Raw genomic sequence first — 23,105 nt, forward strand, 5'->3', positions numbered from 1 at the left:
GCACCCACGCCAGAACCAGCACCCACGCCAGAACCATCGCCCACGCCGGAACCTGAGCCCTCGCCAGAACCAGCACCTTCGCCGGAACCAGCACCCACGCCAGAACCAGCACCCACGCCAGAACCATCGCCCACGCCGGAACCTGAGCCCTCGCCAGAACCAGCACCCTCGCCGGAACCTGAGCCCTCGCCAGAACCTGCACCTTCGCCGGAACCTGAGCCCACACCCCAGCCGCTTGCTCAAACAGGCGCAAACCTCGCACCGCTAGGCGTAGCCACGCTACTAGCCGCAGGTGGTGCAGCCGCCCTCGTAGCTAAGCGACGCAAAAACTAACCCCACAGGCCCCTCCAAGAGATAGTTAAGGCCCGCACCTTTTGGTGCGGGCCTTAACTCTGTGCGCGCACAACCTACGTAGTAGGTATGAGCGAAAACCAACTGCACAAACAAGGAACTGCATGAGGAACCTATCACCCCTGCGATACCCCGGCGGAAAAGTACGCCTCGCACCCTTTTTCGCCCAGCTCCTCGCTATCCAGGACCCCGTTCCCACCCGATACGCAGAACCCTTCACTGGAGGCGCTGGCGCAGCCTTACGCCTCCTCGACGAAGAATGTGTCTCCCACATCCACATCAATGATGTCCACCCCGGCATCGCGGCCTTCTGGCGCTCCGTAACTACTCACTCCGATGAATTTATCCAGCTCATCGAAACAACGGAGGTCACTATCAGTCAATGGCACGAACAGCGCGCAATCTTTGAAGCGGGTCCCAATGGAGACGATCTCGCCCTCGGCTTCGCCACTTTCTTCCTCAATCGCACCAACCGATCTGGCATCCTCACTGCACGCCCCATCGGTGGACTCAATCAGACCGGCAGATGGCTCATCGATGCCCGCTACAACAAACAAGGACTCATCTCGCGCATCAAACGCATCCAAGAATTAGCCGACCACATCACCGTGACCGAGCTTGATGCGCTCGATTTCCTTGACAGTATCGAGCACTACGAGGACAACATCTTTGTTTACGCTGACCCCCCATACGTCGTCCAGGGGAACAAGCTCTATCTCCACGCCTTCAATGCTGACGACCACAAAACCCTCGCCGATAAAATTCTGAGCGCTCTCTACCCTTGGGTTCTCACCTACGATGATGAAAAAATCATCTGGCAAGATCTATATGGAGGCGAACGTTGTGCTCGCTTCAACCTCGCTCATACCGCACAAAACAGTCATATCGGGACAGAAACCATCATCTACGGGCCAACGATTAACGTTCCTCGCACTCAGGAAATCACCCCCGGCGTACAAGCCAATTGGATCTAACCTCATTAGCCAAAAGACTCAATCGGCGTACTCATGACGTCGCGAACGCTCTGGGTCAAATGAGCACCGAAGGGACGAATCGCAACCTCTCTCTGGCCCCTTCCAGGGATAGTTAAGGCCCGCACCAAAAGGTGCGGGCCTTAACTCTGTGCGCGCACAACCTACGTAGTAGGTATGAGCGAAAACATTACTATTTACACCACCCCGCACTGTCCAGGGTGTGCCCTGACCCAACGCAAGTTGGACAAGGCAGGAATCACCTACAACGCCATTGACTTAAGCAAGCGACCCGACCTGGTAGAACAGTTCAAAAACGAAGGCCTCCTATCAGCCCCGATCATAGAAACCCAAACGGGTCGCTCATCTGGGTTTAACCCCCAGCGCATCCGCGAAATCATCGCCCTGGCCACCCCTTACACCAAACCAGACCAGGCGGGCCGCGCAAACAATACCGGCCACACAAGCGCTGTCAGCACCCCCAGCCACACTAGGAACCTCGATCACGGTGTAACCACCGAGCAAGGGCGCGGGCTGTGAAAACGACACTCATCGCCGCAGCCCCGCTCATGCTCTTGCCCCTCATGATGACTGGAGGCGGAGCCGAAGGAGCAGGAGCGGGCCTAGAGGGAGTGCCCCCCGAATATGTGCAGGCCGTGATGAAAGCGGGGAGTATCTGCACCGAAATCACGCCCAGCCTCATCGCTGGACAAATCGAGGCTGAATCCGGGTGGGACCCGAAAGCGCTCAGCCCAGCAGGCGCACAAGGTATCGCTCAGTTCATGCCCGCCACATGGAAATCTCACGGGATAGACGCAAACGGGGACGGGGTGGCCGACCCGTTCGACCCTATCGACGCTATCGCCAGCCAAGGCCAGTTCATGTGCAAGCTAGTAGACACCGTGAAAGCCTACGTCGCGAGCGGGCAAGCAACAGGAAACGTGGTTGATCTTGCCCTGGCCGCATACAACGCGGGACCGGGAGCCGTCCAACAATACCGGGGCATACCCCCCTACTCTGAAACCCAAAACTACGTAACCAAAATCAAACAGCTGGCCAAAAAATACACTCAAAAAAGTGCTTCAGCCTCGTCCGTAGTGGCCACTGCCCAAAAATATCTTGGCACCCCCTACAAGTGGGGAGGCACCAGCGCGGATGGACTGGACTGTTCGGGCCTCATCGTGCGCGTCTACACCGACCTCGGCAAACCCCTCAACGCGCGAACCGCCCACGACATCATCACCCGAGCAGGCACACCCATAGACCAATCAGCCCTACAACCAGGCGACCTGATCGGCTTTTCCACTCCGGGCAGTGGCCACTACCACCACATCGGCATCTACGCAGGCAAAGACCCCAGTGGCAAGCGGCTCATGATCCACGCCCCCGACGTGGGCGGACACGTCGAACAAATACCCCTCGACACCCCCTACTGGCTCAGCTTGCACTGGCAAGCCGTCCGCATCTAACCAACCAAACAACCATTGAGGAGTCCAACAGTGAGCTACATAGTACGAGCTGGAAATCTAGCAGGCCCCGTCAAACTCACCCGAACCGAGGACGGCACCCACCAGGGTCGCGTAACCGTGATCGTTAATGACCGGGCTAAAGACCCAGAAACCGGCAAGTGGGAAACCGTGGCCACCACCGGCTACTACCTACGAGTCCACGGGCAGGCTGCCGTGAAACTCAAAGACTTCCAAGAGTTAAACGGCAACGCCGCCATCATCTTCACTGGCACCTACCACGCGCGCACCTACACCAGTCAAGACGGGCAAGAGCGAGTAGCTCACGACGTGTGGGTAGACCACATCGGGGCAGACATTGCCCGCCAAGAACTACACATCAGCACCCACAACTCCACAAACAACTAACCAAGGGGAACACCCATGACCCGCACACTCGACCGGGCGCACCCATGCGAGACACGCAAGACAAGAAAGCGGAAGCGCGACTGCTACTGCCACACCTGCCGAAAATGCTTCTCTTCGTTGGGCATCGCTCGCCACCGATCCGGACACCTCGACCGGCTGGAGGAGTGCCTCATCACATACTCGAACGGCGACACATACCGCCACTCGATGGCGCGAGACATGCAATGACTAGCACCTCAGCGCGCAGACATACCCCATAAACGCGCTGTAAGGCACCTAGAACGCGCGAACAACTAACCAGGAGATTCAAATGGACAACCAATACACCACGCTAGAACTCGTAGAAACCCTCATCGAGCAGGTCCAAGCCCAGCAAGACCAGATCGAACAGCTCTCACAACGCCTCCAGGCTCTTGAAGCTCAAAGTGGCAAGGTAGGCAACTAATCATGGCCACCCGCAGCAAAGAAGAAGCCAAAGAAGAACGCGAAGCCAAACTCGCCAAAGCTCACGAAGAAATCGCCGCAGCAGCTGGCCGGTTCAAAGACACCCAAACATGGAAAGACATGCTGGACTACATGGCGAAAATGCCCCAGTACTCCTTCCGCAACCTCGTGTGGCTCCACACCCAAGCCCACCAGCGCGGAAGCAAGGAATCATCGTTTGCTTCCTACACAGCGTGGAAAAAGCTAGGTAGACACGTCCAAAAAGGAGAAAAAAGCTACCACGTCCTAGCACCCGTCACCTACAAGCTCCCCTTCCTCAAAGATGAGGACCGGCCAATAGACAAAAGCGAGCTAGAAAAGTACGACAAGAAAGACATTATCTGGAAGCCCGCCGTCACAGGGTTTACCGTGCGCCCCACGTTTGGCTACCACCAAACCGAAGGTGAACCGATCAAAGGCAAAGACCTACCCCAAGTAACCGGAGAGCGCTCTGAGCAGTTATGGCAGCGCGCGAAACAGATTGTGGCTGATCTTGGGTACAAGTATGAAGAAACCACGCGCAAAGCTCTTGGTGGCGCATACGGGGTAACAATGCGGCCGATGATCGAGGGGCAAGGTGAGAAAGCCATCGCGGTAGCCACCGACGCGCCTGAGGCCCACCAGTTCAAGACTCTTATTCACGAGATCAGTCACGCGCGACTCCACATGGACCAAGCAGATCAAACTGAGTCCATGCATAGGGGGATCAAAGAAGTAGAAGCCGAATCATGCGCCTACCTAGTCAGTAAATACTTCGGCCTCGACACAGCCGAATACTCCACCGGATACATCGCCGGGTGGGCAGACGCAGACGAAAAAACCATCCTCGCCACCGGGGAACGGGTAATCCAAAACTCGAACTGGATCATCGACCAGCTCAACCCGCAAACACCCAGCGACGAAGCAGTAAACACTTTGCAACGCACCCAAACCAGGCAACAACAACAAGAACAATCCCAAGTAGAAGAAGCACACGAAACAACACCCACACGCTCAAAACCACCCTTGCCCGGTATTGGGGAGGTGCCGCAGCTCAAGAAGCTGGATCACCCAACCCAGCACCCCACCACCCGGCGCACACCACACCAAACCGCGAGCCTATCCCTACACAGATAGGAACCAGCAAGCAGGTAACACCATCAGTGGCACCAAGTGGAAATGGGGCATATTCATGGCTGAGAAGTGGACGTTAGCGTCATTCTTTGCGGGAATCGGAGGGATCGACCTCGGATTTGAAGAAACCGGCAAAGTAAAGACGATTTACGCCAATGAGTTCGATCCATATGCCGCCCAAACGTATGAACAGAACTTTGATCTCACAGTAGATGGGCGCGATATTCACGAGGTTCTGCCCGAAGAAGTACCCGATGCCGATATCTTTGTCGGCGGTTTCCCCTGCCAGGCCTTTTCAGTGGCGGGATACCGTCAAGGGTTTACCGACAAGAAAGGTCGAGGCGATCTTTTCTTCGAATTGATGCGGATTATCGCAGTGAAGAAGCCTCGCGTCATCTTCCTTGAAAACGTGAAAAACCTAGTGAGTCATGATCGTGGGAACACATTCAGAGTCATCCTCGAAGCGCTGAAAGAAGAGGGATACCACTACCGCTACCAAGTATTGAATGCGATGGAATATGGGAATACTCCCCAGAACCGTGAGCGTATCTACATTGCCTGCTTCCGGAATGAAGCAGATTGTGCGCGATTCTCATTCCCAGATCCGATTCCGCTAACAAAGAGTCTGTCAGACATTATCGATTTCGATCATGAGGTGGGTGAGCGCTACTACTACACCGCCGGAAAATTCAAAGGCGACGTGTATGAGCAGCTTGAGGCTGCGATGGACGATCCGTCAGCCGTCTATCAATGGCGTCGTCGATACGTACGTAAGAACATGTCTGGTGTTGTCCCGACTCTGACCGCAAACATGGGCGAAGGAGGACATAACGTTCCCATCGTCCGCGTGAGAAGCGGTATCCGTAAGCTGACTGCTCACGAGTGCTTCAATACGCAGGGTTTCCCACTTGATTTCAAGCTTGCAAAGCAAGCCGAGTCACGTCTGTACAAGCAGGCAGGAAACTCGGTGTGCGTTGAGGTTATTCACCGCATTGCCGAGAACATCGTCCGCGCCCTGAGCAACTGATCACCATTTTTAGGGTGGGCGTTTGGTGTTGCCTTAAGGCTTTGACATGGTGGGTGTTGAGATTGACTCTACGACAGCAAGGATTGCGAGCAAGCTCTACCCTGATGCGAAGATTCTCAATGAGTCTTTCGGGGATACCCGCCCTGACTGGTGGTGCTGACACGGGCAGAATCGTTCGTTTATGAACGCCCCTTGTACACCTGTGAACGATGATTTACATCGACGACAAGAACTACCATTACATCATCTTCAATGAGGCACACGAGCCGATAATCTCCAACTCGGTAACGCCACAGTCCTGCCAGGTTTCCAGTCAGACCCTTCCCCTGCATCCGAGGGTCATCAAGCTCTGAAATCTGTCGAAGTTTAGCGACGATACGTCGAGCTATTGGCTTATCCAGCTTCGCCAAAAAGCGTTGCGCGCCTTTATCGACCTCAACCTTCCACGCCAAGGTCAGCCTCCAACTCATCAAGGCTTACAGTTTCAAGTCTGCCAGCACGCCAATCTTCAACCTTTTGCATGAGGCCATACTCGTATTCAAGGCGATCAATCGACTCTGCGAGAGCTTGGGTGAGGTAGTAAGTTTTCGTTCTGCCTGTCATCGACGCAAGGCGGTCATATCGACCTGCAAGGTCTTGCGGAATACGTAGTGCTGCGACTGATGTTGCCATAACTCCTCCCAAGTGTTTACGTGTAAACATCTTAGCTGGTTCCCGCTTCTTATTCAATCTCTGGCGATCGTTTTTCGGGGAAAGAGTATTGCCTGGAGATTCTCATTATGAGTCGGGCACCGGTGATGTGTGTCGTGGTGGCCCAATACGCAGATCCAGCGCTGTTTGGTCCACGCCCAGCGCCTTAAGCAGCGAGGGTAGCGAGACTCTCTCAGTGAAGATTCCTGCCGCTATGAAACGGGCGCTAACAGCCACGGCAGACAAGGAGAACATGACCACTAGCGAGCTAGTGCGCGCCATGCTCACCAAATCACTCATAGACGCATAGCCACTAAGCAGGTAAACCCACGGTTTTCGCTACACACCCCGCGCAATGCGGGGATAACCCCTACACACTAGCTAACAGCGCCACAATCACTGACGCAGACATCGAGCACGAATTTAGCCCCTACGACTGAGAGTCCAGACGAGTGTGCATTATCGACCGATAACGCACACCACAACTACCGAAACAAGAAACCGCTTAAAACCAAGCAAACAAAACGTGCAAAACTAGCGCCCAAAACCCGACCCGTTCAGAACCACCACCCATTGAGTAACGCACGCGCCCGCGATAGAATTAAAACAATACGGGGAGACATTATGAGCGTGCCAACACAACCGCGATTAGTAACTCAGGCCGCAGTACGCGAGGCCATATCGTTTGCAGATGCGGCGCTGGCTTTAGCTGGCCACACTATTACTGACGCCTACATTAGAGATTTGCTCGAGCAGTGTTTATCTGGACAAATCAGCGACACTGAATACATCGCCCTAGCCACCCAGCATATCGACCGCACGCGCACGCGATAGAATTAAAACAATACGGGGAGACATTATGGACACTTTCGACATCGAGCAACGTTGGCCTGATCTATTCGAAGGTCTTGAGCCGTCACAACAAGAAATCGTCCTAGACACACTCGCCTTGGGTTGGCATGAAGGCAATGAACCAACTCGGCGCGTTGTCAAGAACCTAACCGACTACATGCGCGGGGAAATAAGTGCGGACGAGTATCTAGCGCGCGCAATTCCACTACCCGCCAACGCGTGAAATGCCCACATCGTTCGACTCTTGGGAGTCGTACTTCTATCCAGAGACGTATGACTCTGCCACCAAGCAGGGAGTTTTGCGAAACCTACTTGGGTGCCAAAGCGTGGAGCAGCTTAAACAGACGGAATTCGAAGTTTCTTCACTACGAATAGTAGCTCTGCGAACCAGCCCGACATTAGTGGCGCACACCTTTGACGCACAGCATGTACGAGCCGTCCATAGGTACATCTTTCAAGATATTTACGAGTGGGCGGGTCAGTATCGAACAGTGGGGATGGTGAAGGGGTTTTCGTCGTTTGCTGATCCAACCATGATTGACCGTTACTTAAACGACATGCATAGGAAAATCACGCAAACTGCGTGGAACACGCTGGATAAAACAGGCTTTAGCGCGCAGATCGCGACCGTTTACGCCCTACTTAACCAAGCCCACCCTTTTAGAGAAGGTAATGGTCGAGCAGGCAAAGCCTTTCTGCACCACGTTGCCCAACTATCTAACTACACGCTACGGTTCGACCAGGTCACACCTCGCCAATGGAACCAAGCGAGCGCCTTATCTGGCCCAGACCTTGGCTCTTACGAAGTAGTGCCCGACTCGCTCATTCCAGTCTTTGAGCAAATATCAACCCCAAAGGCGACCGTTCGCCCACCCTTGCCCGGCATTGGAGAGGTCCCGCAGATTAAGAAGCTGGATCACCCAACTCGGCACGTCGCGCCTCAACCGCGTCAAAGCAGGGGCAGGAGTCACGGTTATGGACGGGGGATGTAATGAGTCTTATTGGTTATGCGCGGGTGTCTACTCTTGAGCAGAATCTGGACGGACAGCTAGAGGCTCTCACCCAGGCAGGGTGTAGTCGTATCTTCACTGACCATGCTTCGGGAGCTAAAACCGTGCGCCCCCAGTTAGACAAGGTGATGGACTACTTGCGTGAGGGTGACACGCTTGTGGTGTGGAAACTCGACCGCTTAGGCCGCTCACTGCCCCACCTTGTTGAGGTTATTGCGGACTTAGATAAGCGTGGCATTGAGTTTCGCTCTCTTACCGAATCGATTGACACTACTACTCCGGGTGGGCGTTTGGTGTTCCACATGGCCGCAGCCTTTGCCCAGTTCGAACGTGACCTTATTAGAGAGCGAACCCGAGCGGGCCTTGCTGCCGCGCGCTCCCAAGGACGGCTTGGAGGCCGGCCCGCGCTCATGACGCCTGAACGGTTAAAGACCGCTAGAGCCATGCAAGAAAACGGGTCTAATAACGCTGAAATTGCCAGGGTACTCGGCGTCAGCCGCTCCACCGTCTCAAGAGCCTTAAACCCTCATAAATAGTTAAGACCCTCGCTAATGCCTGAACTTATGCCCGCTAGCGCGGGGAGTAGATAAGCTAAAGCTCTGGTCATCGGCGTCATCCTTATAAGCGGAGCGTCAACGGCCAGAGCAACTGGTAAACAGTTTATATCTACTCTTAGTTAAGGTCCACCGCCCGGCGCGCATCGTCGCGTTTCATCGCTCCAATCTCGAAGCGTGCACTATTGGCAGTGCGACTATGTTCAACAACCTTCAATCAGCACTATCCGCCATCACTTCAAGAAAACAGGAGTGGCTTTGTCCGGCTAACCATTAACAAACAACACAGATTGAAGTACTATGTACTAAAGGCATGTTAGGAGGTAGAAATATGGCTTTTTCAATCAGGCTTAGCGAGAAAGAACGCAAGCTAGCCACGAGCTATTCGCACTTGCACGGGATTTCTTTAGGTGAAGCATTCAAGCAAGCACTGTTCGAACGTATCGAGGACGAATACGACGTACAGATAGCCCAAGAAGCTCTGGACGAGTGGGCACGGGACGGATATAAAACAACTCCCATAGAAGAGTTCTGGGAGGAGCTTGACAATGAGCAGGTATGATGTCGAGCTATCCGATCGATTCAAGAAAGAATTCCGCAAGCTCGATGGATACACGCAAAAGATAATTCGAGGCTGGATTAACAAAACTCTTGTTGAAACCGATAACCCGCGTATTCACGGCAAAGCCTTAACAGGCAATCTCGCTGGCTTATGGCGCTATCGCATCGGCGACTATCGACTCATTGCCGAGATCAAAGACGATAAGCTTTCTATCTTGGCTATCTCCATCGGGCACAGACGCGAGATATACCGCTAAGCAAAAACGGCTAGGAAGTTTCCTAGCCGTTTTTAACGTGATGTGGCCACGCGGTGCGTGGCCTTGTTTCTTTTGTGCCACTGGTGGTGGCAATTGTGGAGCGCGTGAGCGCGCACTCTTCTTGTCTCCGGGGTTTTTTCCTGCTGGCTTTCGAGTCTACGTCGCGCGGTCTGCCCGTCAAACGCTTCGCGTTCAAGTGGGTGCGGGCTTTCACGGCATAAACCACTTCGTTTTTTATTCCATGACCCGCGCCCACTTGCCAAGGGTGACGGGCAGACCTTGTCCGCGACTTATTGACTCCGTGCCAGCCGGCAAAAACAAAGTCACAACCGACACAGCACCTAGAGGAGTCATCATGGATAGGGACTTGGCGCTATTAAAGGAACGCATAGATGAGTTCATAACCAAACTAGATAGTTTGGTTCAGTCGGATTACTCGGAAGAGTTGTCTGAATATCTTGACGATTGTTGGGACATTGAGGTTACTTTCAATATGCAAGGAGAGTTCAACGGGTTCAGCTTAGCGGTGGCTATTGGTGGGCCGAACATTTACATCTCTTACCATCGTTGCCAAGCCGTGGCAACGATTAGCGGTTCGTGGGGCACGATCAACTATCAAGACTGCCTTGGCGCTGATGTGAGCGATGCTCTCTGGGATGCAGGAGAGCGTTTAGCAGAACAGGCGACATACGCGATCGAACGCCGCAGCCGCAACTCGTGGTCACACGTGGCATAAGAACACAGGGGGCGTGCTAACCCAAACGGGTTAGCACGCCCCTGTTCTTACTACTCGTCTTTAAAGAGCGCGCTTGATGGGGGCGCGGCGATCTTCTTGACCTTGGGTAGTTTTGCTACGTCGAAGAATCCGGCTACGTTGAGGTCGCGTGTGGTCCAGCCCGTAGCAAGCGCCGCCTTGTATGCCTTCTTGTATGAAGATACGACTGCTTCAAGTTGGATCATCGCCTGGCCGAGGTTACGCACTGCGTCCTCCCGGTTCTCATCGTGGTTTAACAGTTTGGTCACTGGGTCGAATGGGTTTGACATTCAAAGTTTTCCTTTCACTTCACAAAAAGCCACGGGTTAATGGCTTCGCCCGTTACGTAGGTTGTGCGCGCACACATGCGCACAACCACCAGACCAAACCGAACCGAACTCGCAACGCGCTCAGCCGCGCGTAGGCGACGACTATCAAGAGTGATCGTGTCTCACAGCGAAGCGGTGCGCCACTGCGCTTCACCATCGCAACGACAGGCGTAGCCACGCACCTTAACGTCGCAACGCTAGGCGCAACCGTGCCCCTCGCCGTCGCATTCGCGCGTGCTCCGCGACTCACTCCGCTGCTCATCGCGGACAGTGGTCAAGCCACATCCATGTAGCTTGCACCCCTAGCCAATCAAACGCACAAGGTGCGTTTCCCTCGCGCCCTAGCGCACACGACAGTGTGCGCGGTCGCCTGGGGAGCAACGCTAGGCGCAACCGTGCCCCTCGCCGTCGCATTCGCGCGTGCTCCGCGACTCACTCCGCTGCTCATCGCGGACAGTGGTCAAGCCACATCCATGTAGCTTGCACCCCTAGCCAATCAAACGCACAAGGTGCGTTTCCCTCGCGCCCTAGCGCACACGACAGTGTGCGCGGTCGCCTGGGGAGCAAGCTATATGATAATGGTACCATTATCAGGCTTGCAGGTAGACACGAGGTTCTACCTGGGGCACACTAGGAGTGTGATCCCTTCGGGTCGCTACGCTGAGGAGACTGAGACTGATGAGTGGGTCGGACAAGCCGGATAGGCAGCGCGTTGCATCGCGCGATGTTCGTCGCGCTCCCCGATCGATTAACGGCCTTCAACGTTCGTCGTTGCGTGTTCACCTCACAAGTAAAGAGCGGGCGTTGCTTGAAGCTAAGGCGAACAATCAAGGCTGGTCACTCTCACGCACTCTCGTCCACGCTGCGTTGCATCCAGCTTCGGCACAAGAAATTGATACCGACAATCTTGCAGAGGTTATTACCGACTTGCGCGATTACCGTCGCAAGCTCACCGGCTTGGCTAACAACCTCAACCAGCTCACTCGCTACGCTCACGTCAAAGGGGAGTTGCCTAAACATATTGATGATGTGCTAGGCCAGGTTGAGCGTAGCGTTGATGAGATCAACTATTTGCTTGCGAGTGTGCGCCGATGATGCCCAACATTGTTGATGGTGGCGACACTGGTGGTCTCATGCGTTACCTGGTTGGTCCTGGACGCGCGAACGAACATGTCGAGCCGCACTTGGTGGCTGGCTCAAGGACGATCATGAACAGGTGGGGCGACTGGTCAGAACTGTCGCTTGCTCAAGCAAGCGAGATAGCGAACTATCTCGACTCATTCATGCACGAGACCGAACGCTTCGTGAGCGGACCTATCCGCAAGTTTGATCCTGAAATGGGTAAGACACGCGTCGCTGATTACGGTCCAAACCACGTGTGGCACTGTTCTTTGTCCCTGTCCCCCGATGAGGGTCCATTGTCTGAGGACAAGTGGGCGGCAATCGCGCGCGACTTCATGGACGAGATGGAGTTCACCGCCGCGTCAGGCAAGGCTGAGTGCCGGTGGGTGGCGATCCATCACGGCACGTCTAAGAACGGTGGGGACCACATTCACATTGCCGCGAACATTGTTCGCGAGGACGGCACGAGGTGGAACTCGTGGAACGATCAACCACGTAGCCAGCGCGCGTGCAACACGCTTGAGCACAAGTACGGGCTACGCATTGTTGAGTCGCGCGAACACGCGCGCAGCTCCAAGTGTGACAGCGCTCAAGCACTCAACGCTGCACGGCGCGCGGGCAAGCAGGTGACCGACCGGGCCGCGCTTGAGTCACGCTTGCGCGCAGCATCTAAGGCTGCGACTAGCGAGGTGGACTTCATTGCCCGCGCCCGTGGCCTGGGCGTGAGGTTGCGCCCACGCTTTGCTAAAGGCCGCACCGACGTGGTGGTGGGCTACTCGGCTGCGCTACACACTAAGCCGGGCGTCAAGACGCAATGGTATGCGGGCGGTTCCATCGCGCGTGACCTCACGCTTCGTGCGCTGCGTGATCGTTGGCCAGACACTATCGAGTCCGCCACTGACGCGGTGGGCGCGTGGCAAGACGCATGGAAGGGCATGCCCCTGTCAGGCGGCCGCCGCTCATACACGAGGGAGGAATGGCTTGGCCACAAGCGCGGCCTGGACATCTACCGCGACCAGCTGAGCAACGTTGATCCAACTGATCGATTGGCTCTTGCTAACGCCACTAATGATGTGGCTGGTCTACTCGCTGCCGCTGCACAGCAACCAGACTTAAGCGATGAGATGAGAGGCGCGCTGGACTACTGCGCGCGCCAAGTGGGGCGTAGCGGGCAACTCAAACAACGGCCCGCACAAAAGAGTGGGACAAGCCCGTGGGTTGTCCTTGGAGCCCAACTGCTCAGCACCGCTGTTACTCCAAAGAACAGTGAAGTCTCCTACGCGCTTGCCCTGGTGGCAACAATGGAGCTAGTAAAAGCGTTGGCCGACCTATACCGGCAAGCCCAACAGGCCAACACTGCGGCCGCAATGCTGCGTGACACGCGCGGCGTGTACGAGCGCGTGCGCATGGAAGCCCCCTATCTGCAAGCCACTACGCAGTTGCAGGCTGAGCCGGTGCCTTTGCAGCAAGACACGCTCCCGGAAATCACGACTGAGCCGGAGCCGCCACTTTCACCTGAGCAGATCATCGAGCCGGCAGTGGCGCGGGCCAGCGTAGGTGAAGAGGCGGAGATTGAGCGTATCGGCCAGCGCACCCCTTGGCTTGCCACTCCCCAAGGCTTTACCACTCCAACAGAGCACAGTGATAGTCGCACTAACCATAGTCACCGCGATTACATGAGCGAACTACGTCAATCCCTATTCCAAACCCCGGCCCAAGCCCAAGCAAGCGAGAACCAGGGCACGCAACAAGAACAAACCTCCACGAGCGGGACAGACGCTAGTGAAGCAGGTAAACGCTCCAAGCCGCCACTACCTGGTATTGGAGAGGTCCCGCAGATTAAGAAGGTAGGCCCCACCCGCCACCGGAGCAAACCAACGTGGCTACCACCCAAGCGTGGTGGGCAGTCCCGCTCCAGGTAGTGCGCGCACAGTCCACGTAGCGGGTATGAGTGAAGAAGTAGATACCCCTGGCCTGTACTACCCCACCGTGGACGTGTTCGTTCGTGATTTTCTTGTGCGCATCTACGAGCGCGCCTTACCTAAAGGGCGGATGACGTGGTGTCCGCAATGGTGGAAGCATGATGAAGCGGTCTACCGCTTGCAAGCCTTATGGCTTGCTTGGGAGCACATGCGCGTCCACGATGGACCGCTAGCAGCTGCGCAGTGGCTGGTAAGCTACGCTGATCCAATCATGGCGGTACTACTCGACAATGACGGCCCCTTCAAAGGCTGTAGCGTCGAGGGCGGGCATCGCGACATGCGGCCTCACCCTGATGGGGAGCTTCCTTGTGAGCCAGCCGCTCCTGACATTATCCAGCCGCGCGAATAATGACGAGCGGCCGACACTATGTAGTGTCGGCCGCCCTCTCACTCGGTCTACATGTGGCGGGTCTGTACACGCACCGCCTTCTTACTTGGCACTCGCGCGGGAGTAGTGTTCGTCTTACCGCTCTTGCGCGTGGCCGTCCTAGCGGGCTGGTGTAGTCCCGTGTCGGCAGTCATCGCCGCGCGCACCGCCTGCGGGTCTGCTCCCTGATCGAGCAAAGACTGGGCGTGCGCCTGTCGGGCCTGCATCGTATCCCACGCCACCTCAGCGCCGCGCCCGGCATGCTTGGCTTCGCTCATCTCTTTCACCGCTACGCCTTCTGCACCCTCGCTAGACTCGCCCGCCTTGAGCTCCTGCCTCGCCTCGCGCCCTTCTCGGCCTTCAACGCCCGCCTGACGCTGAGCGTGAGCGGCCATGCCAACGGCTTCGGCGTACATCTGCTCAGCTGCTTGAATGTCGGGATAAATATCGCGCACCCGCTGCGCGATATGAGCGTCCCCGTCTAGCCACTGGGATAAGTCTTTTTGCCAGAGACTATTGAGCCAATCCGGGGCAGTGTCCTTCTGCTCTTGCACGTAGTCCAAGATCGCCTCGGCCCGATCCTGGCCCACCATCTGATAGTCCCCGTCCTGATAGGCCCGGTACAACACTTCTTGCACGGCCGGTTTTAACTCGGCCGCGTCCTCACCATCGAGCACGGGAGCGTCCTTCAGTGCCTCGTCCACACTGGGAATATCACCTGGTCTTGCCAGCGGGCCGTGAACGTCAATGCCCCACCGCTCTTTAGCCTCCCTCTCACACCTGCGCGCAGCTAACTCTGCCTGGGGGTCAATATCGCTAAAACGGCGTGCCACCCCGTAAACGTAGGCTGCGTCATCTTCGACGGCGGTGTGCCACCACTTATCGTCAAGGGCTTGAGAGTAAACCTTTTGCGCTAACAGGCGCTCATCCTCAATCGCCCTTCGCAACGCTCTCTCATGCTGGACTGAGGATTGTTCAGCCTTGCGTAAGGCTTGTTCTCTGCGCATGGCCATGAAACGGCCCACCGCCATCGCTACCCGCCATGCGCGCACCATTTCCGCGCTGGTCTCATTCAACACGTGATCTGCCATAGTATTCTCCCTTAACTACTTGCCCGGCTGATAATCTTCCTGGTCCCAAAACGGGATCAGTCGCACCAAAGTGGCTACCGCGCCCGAAGCGAACACCCACGCCCTGCCTTGCGGTAGTGCCTGCAAGTCCGACACGGTGGCAATAGGCCGCTGTTGGGATGCCTTAGATGTTGAATACGACCTGCCCTGAGAAGAACTTGAAATCTGGGTAGAGTCCACCCAATGTGTACCAATCAGTTCTGAGAGGTTGCGCAAAAAGTCTGGCTCTGACACGCCACCGCCATACACCTTCACATTCGCGGCCGACCAAAGGGCCTTCATGCCCTTATCGCCCCACACTCGCTCACCCTGACTCCACGACTGCAACACCGTGTCTACACACAGCCCGCGAGAACCAAAATGGGAATACTGCGAGGGTAGTTCGTTCCACCGACACACATTCGCGGCCTCGTCCAACTCGATCAGCATGGGAGTAGCCAACCTGCCGCCCGCCTGGCTAGTGGCGTAGGCCGTGGCCGCTTCAACCACGGCCACGGTAAGCGGGGTGACAATCTGGGTTGCACTGCCGCGTCCTTCTTGCGACAAGCAATACAAGGTTTGCTTGGTCTTAACGAACTCGCTTGGGTGAAACTCGGGCACGCCCTTGACGGGGGTGACCCAACGCATGAGACGCGTGTTATTCAAAAAGTGCATGATCCGCACCGCGCCACCATACACACTGCCGCGCGTTTCAGCGGGCATCCCCATAAACCCTTCCAGGCTAGTAGCAGCTTTCAACAGATCATCTCGCACGTCATCCTCAGCGCACTCGCCTGCAAGGCTGCGGAGCAACAGAACCGGCTCATCATTAGTCTGGTCAGCCAACCACGTGTGCAAAGCCGTAATGGGCTTGCCTGCCGTGGCGGCCGCTAACAGCATCGGGGCAATCAGTTGGCACGCCCACTGATCCCACATGTCGTTGCCGTCCTTATTCGACACGTCCTCAGCAGATAAAAACATGTCCGCCAACGCGCCTGCCTGCACATAATCAGTCACGTACGATAGCGGGTTCCACCACCACGACTGTTCCTCCCCAGCGAGGCCTTGAGGGTCAAACACCCACGCTTGTTCACCCGTGGCCTGAGCACGACGCGTGCGGGTCTCATCTACTATGTCCCGTTTGTTCGACGTGGCCACAACCGCGCCAGGAGCAGCGAAAATGCGGGGCACCACCCACGAGGTGGTCTTACCTGTACGCGGCCCTGCAATCGTGATACACACGTCCTCAAACGATGACATGACCGGTATCCCACCAGCCACCGTGCGACCCACCGGGAATCCGAGGGCACCACTCACGCCTAAACGCTTCGCTTTAGCGGCCACAGCCGCCTTCGTGATCGGCTCAATATCTTTACCCCTACCAGCCCACTGCGCGGCCTCATCACCGCGCCTAGAGCGCTTAGAGCGGCGTGGAAGTGCCAGAACCAGACCAGTAAGGACAAGGATGAGGAGGGCAACGCCTACCCCGCCGATCCACCAATACACTTCGCCGGTCGGGTCAAGCCGGCCCTGAAACACCTCGATCATGAGAGTAAACGGGTTCCACGAAACCCCGTCTACCCCGCGCCAGAGCGCCCAAGTGTGTGCGCCAAGAGTGATAAGCAGGCTAGCTGCGCCCACAATGGCGATAAAGACCGCCATTACAACAGTGGACGGCTCCCACGTGGATACATCATCGCGCGCACTCATCTTCTTTTGTTCCACCGTTGGTTCGTATCCGACAAGGCAGCCTCCCCCGCTACGAAACGCACCTGGAACGGTGTGCCTGGAGCGTTGGAGGTTTTCAACATGAACTTGCCCATGCCAAGAGGCGGGGCGTCCCTACCCGTGGTGGGGTCGTACGTGCCCGGCGCGTTCCATGAGGTGAGCATCGACTTTTCTTTCTCGGTCAAAGAAAACACGCCCTCCAACAACTCCATCTCACGGGCGGGAAGGCCACCTAAAAACAGCATTTTCGACCGCTCAACAAACCCCAAGGCTTTAAGCCGGTCTGCCGGGGAAGCCAGAGCGTTAAAATCTGCCATCGAGTGCGTGACCATCAGCTGGCCCACACCCACCGTGCGGTTCAGACGAGTAAGAGAGTCAATACGCTCAACCAAGCCCGATGAGGCGCGTAAAATACGCCACAGCTCATCCATGACAATCTTGTAACGCCGCCTCGGAGCAACACCCGCGTCAGCCAGTGTCTGCGCGATCTCCACGGTCGCAAACCCGTACGACCACGTAGCAAGCAACAACGCGGCTTGCAGGTCCTCTGAGGCTTCCTTAAATGCGGACACGTCAAACACTACGGAACGATCCATCATCATCGGCGTTGTGGTCTCCACCGCGAATAGACCGCCAAAGCGGCCCGACAACAAAGCCATGAGGGACGCTTCCAAGCTCTCGGTGACCGTCCGGTAGTGGTTAATATCGCCGCGATCCAGTGCGGCTGCGCGGAGCTCATCTGGAGCGGAGCGCACAACCTCCAAAAGGTCAGCCAACACTACTGGCCGATCATAGGTCTCCAAAATACGGATAGCCTCGTCAACAATCGTCTCCTCCCTATCTGAAGGTGGCGTGCGACGAATAATGTGGATGAGGGAGCACACCATGTCTTTCTTACGCTCATGGGCTGCGGCCAGGAGCTTGTCACGATCCTCAAACTTGCCTGCCGCTTCCAACAACTCCACGGCCTCACGCACGTTGCCAGCATCGAGTGGGTTAATGCCCGCACCACCATGCTCAATACTGATGACTTGCCCGCCAAGGGCTTCAATCAACGCCACATAGTCTGGCTTAATATCGCCCAGAACCATCGTGTGCACCCCGAACCCGGCTGAAGCGGTAATCATGCGCCGAACCAGAGAGGACTTACCCAAACCGTTCAAGCCGAGCACCATTGCCGAAGGGGCACTAATCAAACCGCGTTCAAACCATGAGATTTCGTCGGCGCACACTGCTCCCCCGCCCTGCAAGGCCCGGCCAAGGGGTGCTCCCACTAAAGCCGTGTTCGACCCCACGATGAAGGGAAACATGCCACACACTTGTTTAGATGTGGCGCGCCACGGCTGGATCAGCGGCTGATTAGCTACCGTGCCAGAACCAGGCTTGCCCCTACTGCTAGTAGTGGTAGAGCTGGTGAAAAGAGCTGATACCAGGTCAGTTACAAAAGCCACGCCTACCAGCCTCCAGACAATGCCTGCGAAGCCGGGCGAAGCCCTAAAGGTAGGCCGAGTGCGAACGCGCTATCCTGCGCGCCATAAGCCGGGCGCACCAAAAGACGTGAAGAAGCGGCCAATGCCTGGACCGCGCTAGAAGTATCATCAAGCTCATCGGCACTCGTTGTGGCGCTAATAATCAGCGCGAAATCCAACAAGCCCGCGCCCGACGCTTCCTCATCAGCCACCTGCTGTGCTGCGCGAAGCTCCCTACGCGCAGTAGCGGTAGGCCGAGGCGTGTTCTCCACCCGCGCGGCCGCGCGGTTCACATCCGCATCCGCCGCCCCTGGAGCCTTGGCCGCATCCAAAGGCCGGTACACAATAGTGACGCGCTTGCGCTGCACGTCACGAGACGGCTCTAAAATCTTGCGTAGCACGCCAGATTGGACATACCCGCGCGCAGGCCTGGACATCACCCACGTGCGTGAAAGACCAGAATCGTGCCGGTAATGATCCCACTGGGCCACAGCTCTCATAGGCCCGGCATCCTCCCACGTCAAAGCAACGTCCTCACCAGCATTAGCTGCCTGCTCAAACAAGGCTTCACTCGCCGGATCAAACGCCACGCGCGTGAGCTGACACACCTCACGCGCGGTCAAAAGATGCACCCCGCCCGCGCCTGTGCCCATCAGCGTTTGAGTAAGACCCGGCAAGTCCGAAGAAATACGTGAAACAACTTGCGGACGTTTCTTAGCCGAAGCGCCCATCTTAGACGGGTCAAACGTGAGCGTAATCCACGCGCGCACCCTCGCCGCACCCTGCCCATAATCATCGACCACACGGGTCAGAATCTGGCGGGCTACCAGCGGGGCCTGATCGCTCATGCGAGCACCCACCTCGCGGCGAAGCCGATCCCCACTATCAGGAATCGTCTCCACACACACGCTGGCCTGAGCCACGCCCATTTGCCCGCCCAAATCACCAAGCCACATGCCCCACAATGCCACCTGGTGATCCACCGTGTCCTGATCGGTCAAACCGCCCCCCTCAGGTGAGACAGACATGACCACGCTGAGCGTGCCATCCCCATGCTCAACCAAACCATAGGGACGCTCATAAGAGTCCTTATGCTCACTCAGACGCGAGCCGTACAACATTCCAGGTAGGTGACACTTACCCTGCGTTGGATCAACCGCAAGACCACCAGAAGCATGAATGTTCGACTTCCTACGCGCCGCCCGCCGAAAACGCATCTTTTGCCTCATCCTTTCTAAAACCGACACTCCGTGCACGTCGCGCGTAATCACAAGCAACACTCCGCCTGCCCACGCCACGGCGACAAGGGCTGCCACCATCACGCCTTTGGACATGGCCACCACCGACACCACGGCCAGGCCAAGCAAAACAATCAACGACTCACCAAAACCGAGCTTGCCAAGCCCTGCGCGACGTGGAACCCGCCAGTTGCCGTACGTGCGAACCTTTACCGCCTCATCACTCACCACTGAGCCTCCTGCCCACCATTAGGCCCGCCAGAAGAGCCACCAGCATCTGCTGCGTCACTCGCACCCGATGGGGCCTGCCCGCCCGCGCTAGGCACCGCATCTTGCCCGCTGGCCCCAGTCTGGCCACTAGCTCCAGACGGTCCTGTAGCGCCGTCTTGACCGTTAGACCCAGAAGCTCCCGCCGGCCCTGAAACACCAGGCGAACTATTCTCGCCGCCGCCAGGCGAACCACCCGAAGCTACGCTATTGATTGCCCCGTGAGCTGATTGGGCTGCGCCAAGGGCAGCGCCTGCTACTTCGGTAGCGCCACCACTAGCGGCCGCACCCGCGCCCCTGGCGACCGTCATCGCGCCAGTAGCTAGAACCGCGCCCGCACCAGCACCAGCGCCAGAACCGCCACTACTGAGCGCTTCAGTGGCTGGAACCATGAAAGTAATCAGTGCGGGCAACGACAGTACCGCCAAAATCATCATGATTACCCCGGTAATGAAACGAGTAAGCTCATCACCATCAGCAATAGACCACGACTCGCCCTGCACCAGCTTGATTGCCACCGCGTAAATGATTGACGCGGCCGGTTTGAACATTAAGAACGCGAAAAACCAGGCGATGATCTTGCTCAGCCATGCCCTACCCCACTTGGTAGAAAACGCTCCCGCCGCCACAGGCATGATCCCAACCAGCAAAATCAGCATCGATGAGCGGATAAACATCAGGCCAATCTGCACCAGGTTTGCCACCAGTGCACCCAAGCCGCCCACGATCAAAATCGTTAGCCCCAGGCCACCGTTAATACCAGTGACGTTGAGAATCTTGACGCCAAACTGTCCTGCATCACCATCTATAACCAAGCCAATAACCCACGTGGAAAACTCATCTGAGGCCTCCACCAGTAGCTGGCCTGCGCCAACAGAAACACTGGAAACCAAAGCGAGAGCTAACAGGGCGTGCAAGACGTTCATCGCACCCTCGCCGCGCTTAGAAAGGGCCAAGTGAATACCAGCGACCATAAACGAGCCGATAGCTAAAGCCAGTACGAGGAGACGAGTGGTGGAATGGATGAAACCAACCGCAGAATCGGCTCCAGTCAGGCTAGGCGTGCCAACGCCTAGCCATACCGTGCCGACTTTCAGCAACGTGGCCGACACGTCCTGAATGATGTTGAACGCCCACTGGGCAATAATGTTCTCACTCGCCTCAGTCGCGGCCTCGCTAATTTTGCACGATAACTCCCAGAAATGACACATTTACGCGCCCCACTCCACGAACCCCTCTAAAGGTAGCGAATCAATAATCCGCTCACCCCACGAATCAGTAGACGGAGCCTCCACCTTCCAATCCCCGCCCTGCCACACCAGCACCACCGGGAACCCCATCATCTTGTCGGGAGAGGCCACGGGTGAAACAGCGAGAACCACCATCGCGTTATCAGGGCCGCGATCTTCATACTTAAACCCGTGAATCATCACAGGCGAACCAGTCTCGCCCTGCCACTGACTCTTAATCTGAGACTCCAACCGATCCCGATTAGGCCCTGTAGCCATGAGCGTAGGCACCACCTCATCGAGGCGTTCCTTCGATGAAAACCACGTGACGAAGTTAGCCGACGCAAGAATCGCTCCAGACGGGGTGTGCGCAAAACAATGCGAAACGCCCTCCGTCACGCCCGGCCCATACCCGTCAACATGTGGCACCTGAATACGATCACCAACATCGATCGGCACAGACGGCAAGGCCTGAGATGGAACCACCTGGTCATGGGCGACAAGCCCGCACACTGAATCAGACTCAGGTAGCCCCGCGTCCTCGACCAGGCCAGACTGGGCCTGGCCCCCACTTTCCTGCCTAGTAGATGAGACTTCAACAGGCTTATCACCGCCGACCTCGCGAGCGTTCTCGCGGGTAAACAATAAGAACGCCAACCCCACAATCAAAGCGACAAGCAGCAAGGCAGAAACAATAAACCCTGGGCGAACCAGACTATTAACAGCCTTTTCTTCCTCCGCCATCACAGCAGTGCTTTCGCTAAAGCCGCAGCCGCTGCGATCACGACCGCGCCCATAATCACAAACCCGATACGGCGCACGTTCTCATTACCCATGCCACGCTCATTAGAAACCGCGAGCATAATGCCACCAATAATGAAGCCCACAATCACCGTTGCCCCGGCAATCCACATCAGCCAGTTCAACACCGTCGACACCTTATCCACCACGCCAGGGGGAGCCACAGGAACCGGGTTGAGCTCCAAACCAGCCAAGCCAGCTACCAAGCGTGCCTTACCCGCACCAATCAGGGCAGTACCCCTAGAAAAAACCGTCATCAGACTTCCTTTCCAATCACAGACAAATCTTTCAAAACCTTGCGAACCTCACGCGAAACAGGGGCCTCCCACGCCAGTTGGGCGCGCCACGCGGCCTGGAACGACACCAGCCACACGCGCGGAAACGCCCCCTCTATCCGCTTACGTAGCTCCACCAGCTCTTTAACCGGCCTGCCCGGCGCGTCCGCAGACAACACCAAGCCCGCCAACTCCACGCGCTCTACCTGGCCAGAAGCCCACTGGATAGCGGCCGACTGCGCGGCCCGAAGCCCCACAAAACTATTGCGAGCAACCACCACCGCGCGAGTAAACCCACTCGGATCAGGCCAACCCACGCCAGCATCGCCAGCGCCAAGAAGCCTCGCCCACGACGTGGCCCCAGCCCCACCATGAGCAGCAACCACCCACAGCGGACACTCCTGGCCCTGAGCCGAAACAATCGGCAACCCACCCGTCATCGACACCTGTGCACCCGGCTTCCACACCCGCGCCCGCACCGGCCTTTCCGGCGCGGGCGACTGCACAGGCATGACAGGCGGGCTAGCCCACGGATTTGCTTCACTCATGTGCGCTCCCTTCTACGTACTACGTAGAACGTGCGCACACACCCAAAACAAGGACGAGAAATGACCGCCTGGCCACCCATCACCATCACCCAAAACACTGACGGCACCATCACCATCGCCAGCGCCGGCATCACCCAAGCCCAA

29 protein-coding genes are annotated in these 23,105 nt (G+C 56.8%); 17 read left to right on the forward strand and 12 right to left on the reverse strand.

Features of this window, described 5'->3' with window-relative positions:
- The coding region (locus QP381_RS01625) for a hypothetical protein (RefSeq protein WP_285067537.1) at positions 1-262 on the reverse strand (262 nt) is incomplete at its 3' end.
- 193 nt (positions 263-455) lie between these two features.
- Between QP381_RS01625 and QP381_RS01630 the strand changes: the two genes are divergently transcribed.
- From QP381_RS01630 to QP381_RS01660, 7 genes are all read left to right on the forward strand, one after another.
- Entirely contained in the window at positions 456-1,325 is an 870-nt protein-coding gene (locus QP381_RS01630; RefSeq protein ID WP_285067538.1) for a DNA adenine methylase, read from the forward strand.
- A 174-nt stretch (positions 1,326-1,499) separates the two neighbouring features.
- The gene (locus tag QP381_RS01635; RefSeq protein ID WP_006680464.1) at positions 1,500-1,862 is read left to right on the forward strand and encodes a glutaredoxin family protein; all 363 of its coding nucleotides are present in this window, start codon (positions 1,500-1,502) and stop codon (positions 1,860-1,862) included.
- Positions 1,859-2,791: a C40 family peptidase gene (locus QP381_RS01640; protein WP_285067539.1), complete on the forward strand. Its 933-nt coding sequence runs from the start codon at positions 1,859-1,861 to the stop codon at positions 2,789-2,791. The genes QP381_RS01635 and QP381_RS01640 overlap by 4 nt, the downstream gene beginning before the upstream one ends.
- A 30-nt stretch (positions 2,792-2,821) precedes the next feature.
- Positions 2,822-3,196: a single-stranded DNA-binding protein gene (locus QP381_RS01645; RefSeq protein ID WP_285067541.1), complete on the forward strand. Its 375-nt coding sequence runs from the start codon at positions 2,822-2,824 to the stop codon at positions 3,194-3,196.
- Positions 3,197-3,506: 310 nt separating this feature from the next.
- Positions 3,507-3,641, forward strand: a complete 135-nt coding sequence (locus QP381_RS01650; protein WP_006680467.1) for a hypothetical protein — start codon at positions 3,507-3,509, stop codon at positions 3,639-3,641.
- A 2-nt stretch (positions 3,642-3,643) separates the two neighbouring features.
- Positions 3,644-4,795 carry an ArdC family protein gene (locus QP381_RS01655; protein ID WP_285067544.1) on the forward strand — a complete coding sequence of 384 codons (1,152 nt, stop codon included), beginning with the start codon at positions 3,644-3,646 and terminating at the stop codon, positions 4,793-4,795.
- Between the two features lie 55 nt (positions 4,796-4,850).
- Positions 4,851-5,819, forward strand: coding sequence for a DNA cytosine methyltransferase (locus QP381_RS01660; protein WP_006680469.1), 969 nt, complete (start codon positions 4,851-4,853; stop codon positions 5,817-5,819).
- A gap of 179 nt (positions 5,820-5,998) precedes the next feature.
- Here the strand turns inward: QP381_RS01660 and QP381_RS01665 are convergent, their stop codons facing one another.
- Both QP381_RS01665 and relB (QP381_RS01670) read right to left on the reverse strand, forming a co-directional pair.
- Positions 5,999-6,289, reverse strand: coding sequence for a type II toxin-antitoxin system RelE family toxin (locus QP381_RS01665; protein WP_207326459.1), 291 nt, complete (start codon positions 6,287-6,289; stop codon positions 5,999-6,001).
- Positions 6,255-6,491, reverse strand: a complete 237-nt coding sequence (relB, locus tag QP381_RS01670; protein WP_006680471.1) for a type II toxin-antitoxin system RelB family antitoxin — start codon at positions 6,489-6,491, stop codon at positions 6,255-6,257. The genes QP381_RS01665 and relB (QP381_RS01670) overlap by 35 nt, the downstream gene beginning before the upstream one ends.
- A 214-nt stretch (positions 6,492-6,705) precedes the next feature.
- Between relB (QP381_RS01670) and QP381_RS01675 the strand changes: the two genes are divergently transcribed.
- The 7 genes from QP381_RS01675 to QP381_RS01700 all read left to right on the forward strand — a co-directional run bounded on the left by QP381_RS01675 (position 6,706) and on the right by QP381_RS01700 (position 10,479).
- Positions 6,706-6,819 (forward strand): hypothetical protein, encoded by a 114-nt coding sequence (locus tag QP381_RS01675; protein ID WP_279378215.1) that lies wholly within the window; start codon positions 6,706-6,708, stop codon positions 6,817-6,819.
- Between the two features lie 549 nt (positions 6,820-7,368).
- Positions 7,369-7,584, forward strand: a complete 216-nt coding sequence (locus QP381_RS01680) for a hypothetical protein (protein ID WP_285067550.1) — start codon at positions 7,369-7,371, stop codon at positions 7,582-7,584.
- A 1-nt stretch (position 7,585) separates the two neighbouring features.
- Positions 7,586-8,353: a Fic/DOC family protein gene (locus tag QP381_RS09645; protein WP_442953389.1), complete on the forward strand. Its 768-nt coding sequence runs from the start codon at positions 7,586-7,588 to the stop codon at positions 8,351-8,353.
- Complete coding sequence (locus QP381_RS01685) at positions 8,353-8,907, forward strand: recombinase family protein (RefSeq protein WP_285067552.1); 555 nt, start codon at positions 8,353-8,355, stop codon at positions 8,905-8,907. The genes QP381_RS09645 and QP381_RS01685 overlap by 1 nt, the downstream gene beginning before the upstream one ends.
- Positions 8,908-9,256: 349 nt before the next feature.
- A complete protein-coding gene (relB, locus tag QP381_RS01690) occupies positions 9,257-9,487 on the forward strand; it encodes a type II toxin-antitoxin system RelB family antitoxin (protein ID WP_285067555.1) in 231 nt (76 codons plus the stop codon).
- Complete coding sequence (locus QP381_RS01695) at positions 9,474-9,743, forward strand: type II toxin-antitoxin system RelE family toxin (RefSeq protein ID WP_195224626.1); 270 nt, start codon at positions 9,474-9,476, stop codon at positions 9,741-9,743. The genes relB (QP381_RS01690) and QP381_RS01695 overlap by 14 nt, the downstream gene beginning before the upstream one ends.
- Before the next feature lie 355 nt (positions 9,744-10,098).
- A complete protein-coding gene (locus QP381_RS01700) occupies positions 10,099-10,479 on the forward strand; it encodes a hypothetical protein (protein ID WP_285067556.1) in 381 nt (126 codons plus the stop codon).
- A gap of 50 nt (positions 10,480-10,529) precedes the next feature.
- Here the strand turns inward: QP381_RS01700 and QP381_RS01705 are convergent, their stop codons facing one another.
- On the reverse strand, positions 10,530-10,787 hold the full coding sequence (locus tag QP381_RS01705) for a hypothetical protein (RefSeq protein ID WP_285067558.1): 258 nt from the start codon (positions 10,785-10,787) through the stop codon (positions 10,530-10,532).
- A gap of 717 nt (positions 10,788-11,504) precedes the next feature.
- Here QP381_RS01705 and QP381_RS01710 point away from each other — a divergent pair.
- Genes QP381_RS01710 through QP381_RS01720 form a run of 3 tightly spaced genes read left to right on the forward strand, consistent with a single transcriptional unit; the run spans position 11,505 to position 14,279 of the window.
- Positions 11,505-11,921 (forward strand): plasmid mobilization protein, encoded by a 417-nt coding sequence (locus QP381_RS01710; RefSeq protein WP_285067559.1) that lies wholly within the window; start codon positions 11,505-11,507, stop codon positions 11,919-11,921.
- Positions 11,918-13,870 (forward strand): relaxase/mobilization nuclease domain-containing protein, encoded by a 1,953-nt coding sequence (locus QP381_RS01715; protein ID WP_285067562.1) that lies wholly within the window; start codon positions 11,918-11,920, stop codon positions 13,868-13,870. Before QP381_RS01710 ends, QP381_RS01715 begins: the two co-directional genes overlap by 4 nt.
- A 25-nt stretch (positions 13,871-13,895) precedes the next feature.
- The gene (locus tag QP381_RS01720; RefSeq protein ID WP_285067564.1) at positions 13,896-14,279 is read left to right on the forward strand and encodes a DUF4913 domain-containing protein; all 384 of its coding nucleotides are present in this window, start codon (positions 13,896-13,898) and stop codon (positions 14,277-14,279) included.
- A gap of 47 nt (positions 14,280-14,326) precedes the next feature.
- On the opposite strand, the gene QP381_RS01725 is transcribed toward QP381_RS01720, so the two are convergent.
- From QP381_RS01725 to QP381_RS01760, 8 genes are all read right to left on the reverse strand, one after another.
- Positions 14,327-15,388 carry a hypothetical protein gene (locus QP381_RS01725; RefSeq protein WP_285067567.1) on the reverse strand — a complete coding sequence of 354 codons (1,062 nt, stop codon included), beginning with the start codon at positions 15,386-15,388 and terminating at the stop codon, positions 14,327-14,329.
- 15 nt (positions 15,389-15,403) lie between these two features.
- Positions 15,404-17,131: a type IV secretory system conjugative DNA transfer family protein gene (locus tag QP381_RS01730; RefSeq protein ID WP_285067569.1), complete on the reverse strand. Its 1,728-nt coding sequence runs from the start codon at positions 17,129-17,131 to the stop codon at positions 15,404-15,406.
- On the reverse strand, positions 17,113-18,444 hold the full coding sequence (locus QP381_RS01735) for an ATP/GTP-binding protein (protein WP_285067572.1): 1,332 nt from the start codon (positions 18,442-18,444) through the stop codon (positions 17,113-17,115). The genes QP381_RS01730 and QP381_RS01735 overlap by 19 nt, the downstream gene beginning before the upstream one ends.
- Before the next feature lie 143 nt (positions 18,445-18,587).
- On the reverse strand, positions 18,588-20,069 hold the full coding sequence (locus tag QP381_RS01740) for an SCO6880 family protein (protein WP_131367596.1): 1,482 nt from the start codon (positions 20,067-20,069) through the stop codon (positions 18,588-18,590).
- Positions 20,066-21,319, reverse strand: coding sequence for a collagen-like triple helix repeat-containing protein (locus QP381_RS01745; RefSeq protein WP_006680487.1), 1,254 nt, complete (start codon positions 21,317-21,319; stop codon positions 20,066-20,068). Before QP381_RS01745 ends, QP381_RS01740 begins: the two co-directional genes overlap by 4 nt.
- Positions 21,320-22,081, reverse strand: coding sequence for a hypothetical protein (locus tag QP381_RS01750; RefSeq protein WP_285067579.1), 762 nt, complete (start codon positions 22,079-22,081; stop codon positions 21,320-21,322).
- Positions 22,081-22,395, reverse strand: a complete 315-nt coding sequence (locus QP381_RS01755) for a hypothetical protein (protein WP_006680489.1) — start codon at positions 22,393-22,395, stop codon at positions 22,081-22,083. Before QP381_RS01755 ends, QP381_RS01750 begins: the two co-directional genes overlap by 1 nt.
- Positions 22,395-22,961 (reverse strand): DUF6668 family protein, encoded by a 567-nt coding sequence (locus QP381_RS01760; RefSeq protein ID WP_006680490.1) that lies wholly within the window; start codon positions 22,959-22,961, stop codon positions 22,395-22,397. Before QP381_RS01760 ends, QP381_RS01755 begins: the two co-directional genes overlap by 1 nt.
- Positions 22,962-23,105 lie beyond the last annotated feature (144 nt).

The organism is Pauljensenia sp. UMB6358 (assembly GCF_030216865.1).
In the GTDB taxonomy this organism is placed as follows: domain Bacteria; phylum Actinomycetota; class Actinomycetes; order Actinomycetales; family Actinomycetaceae; genus Pauljensenia; species Pauljensenia turicensis_A.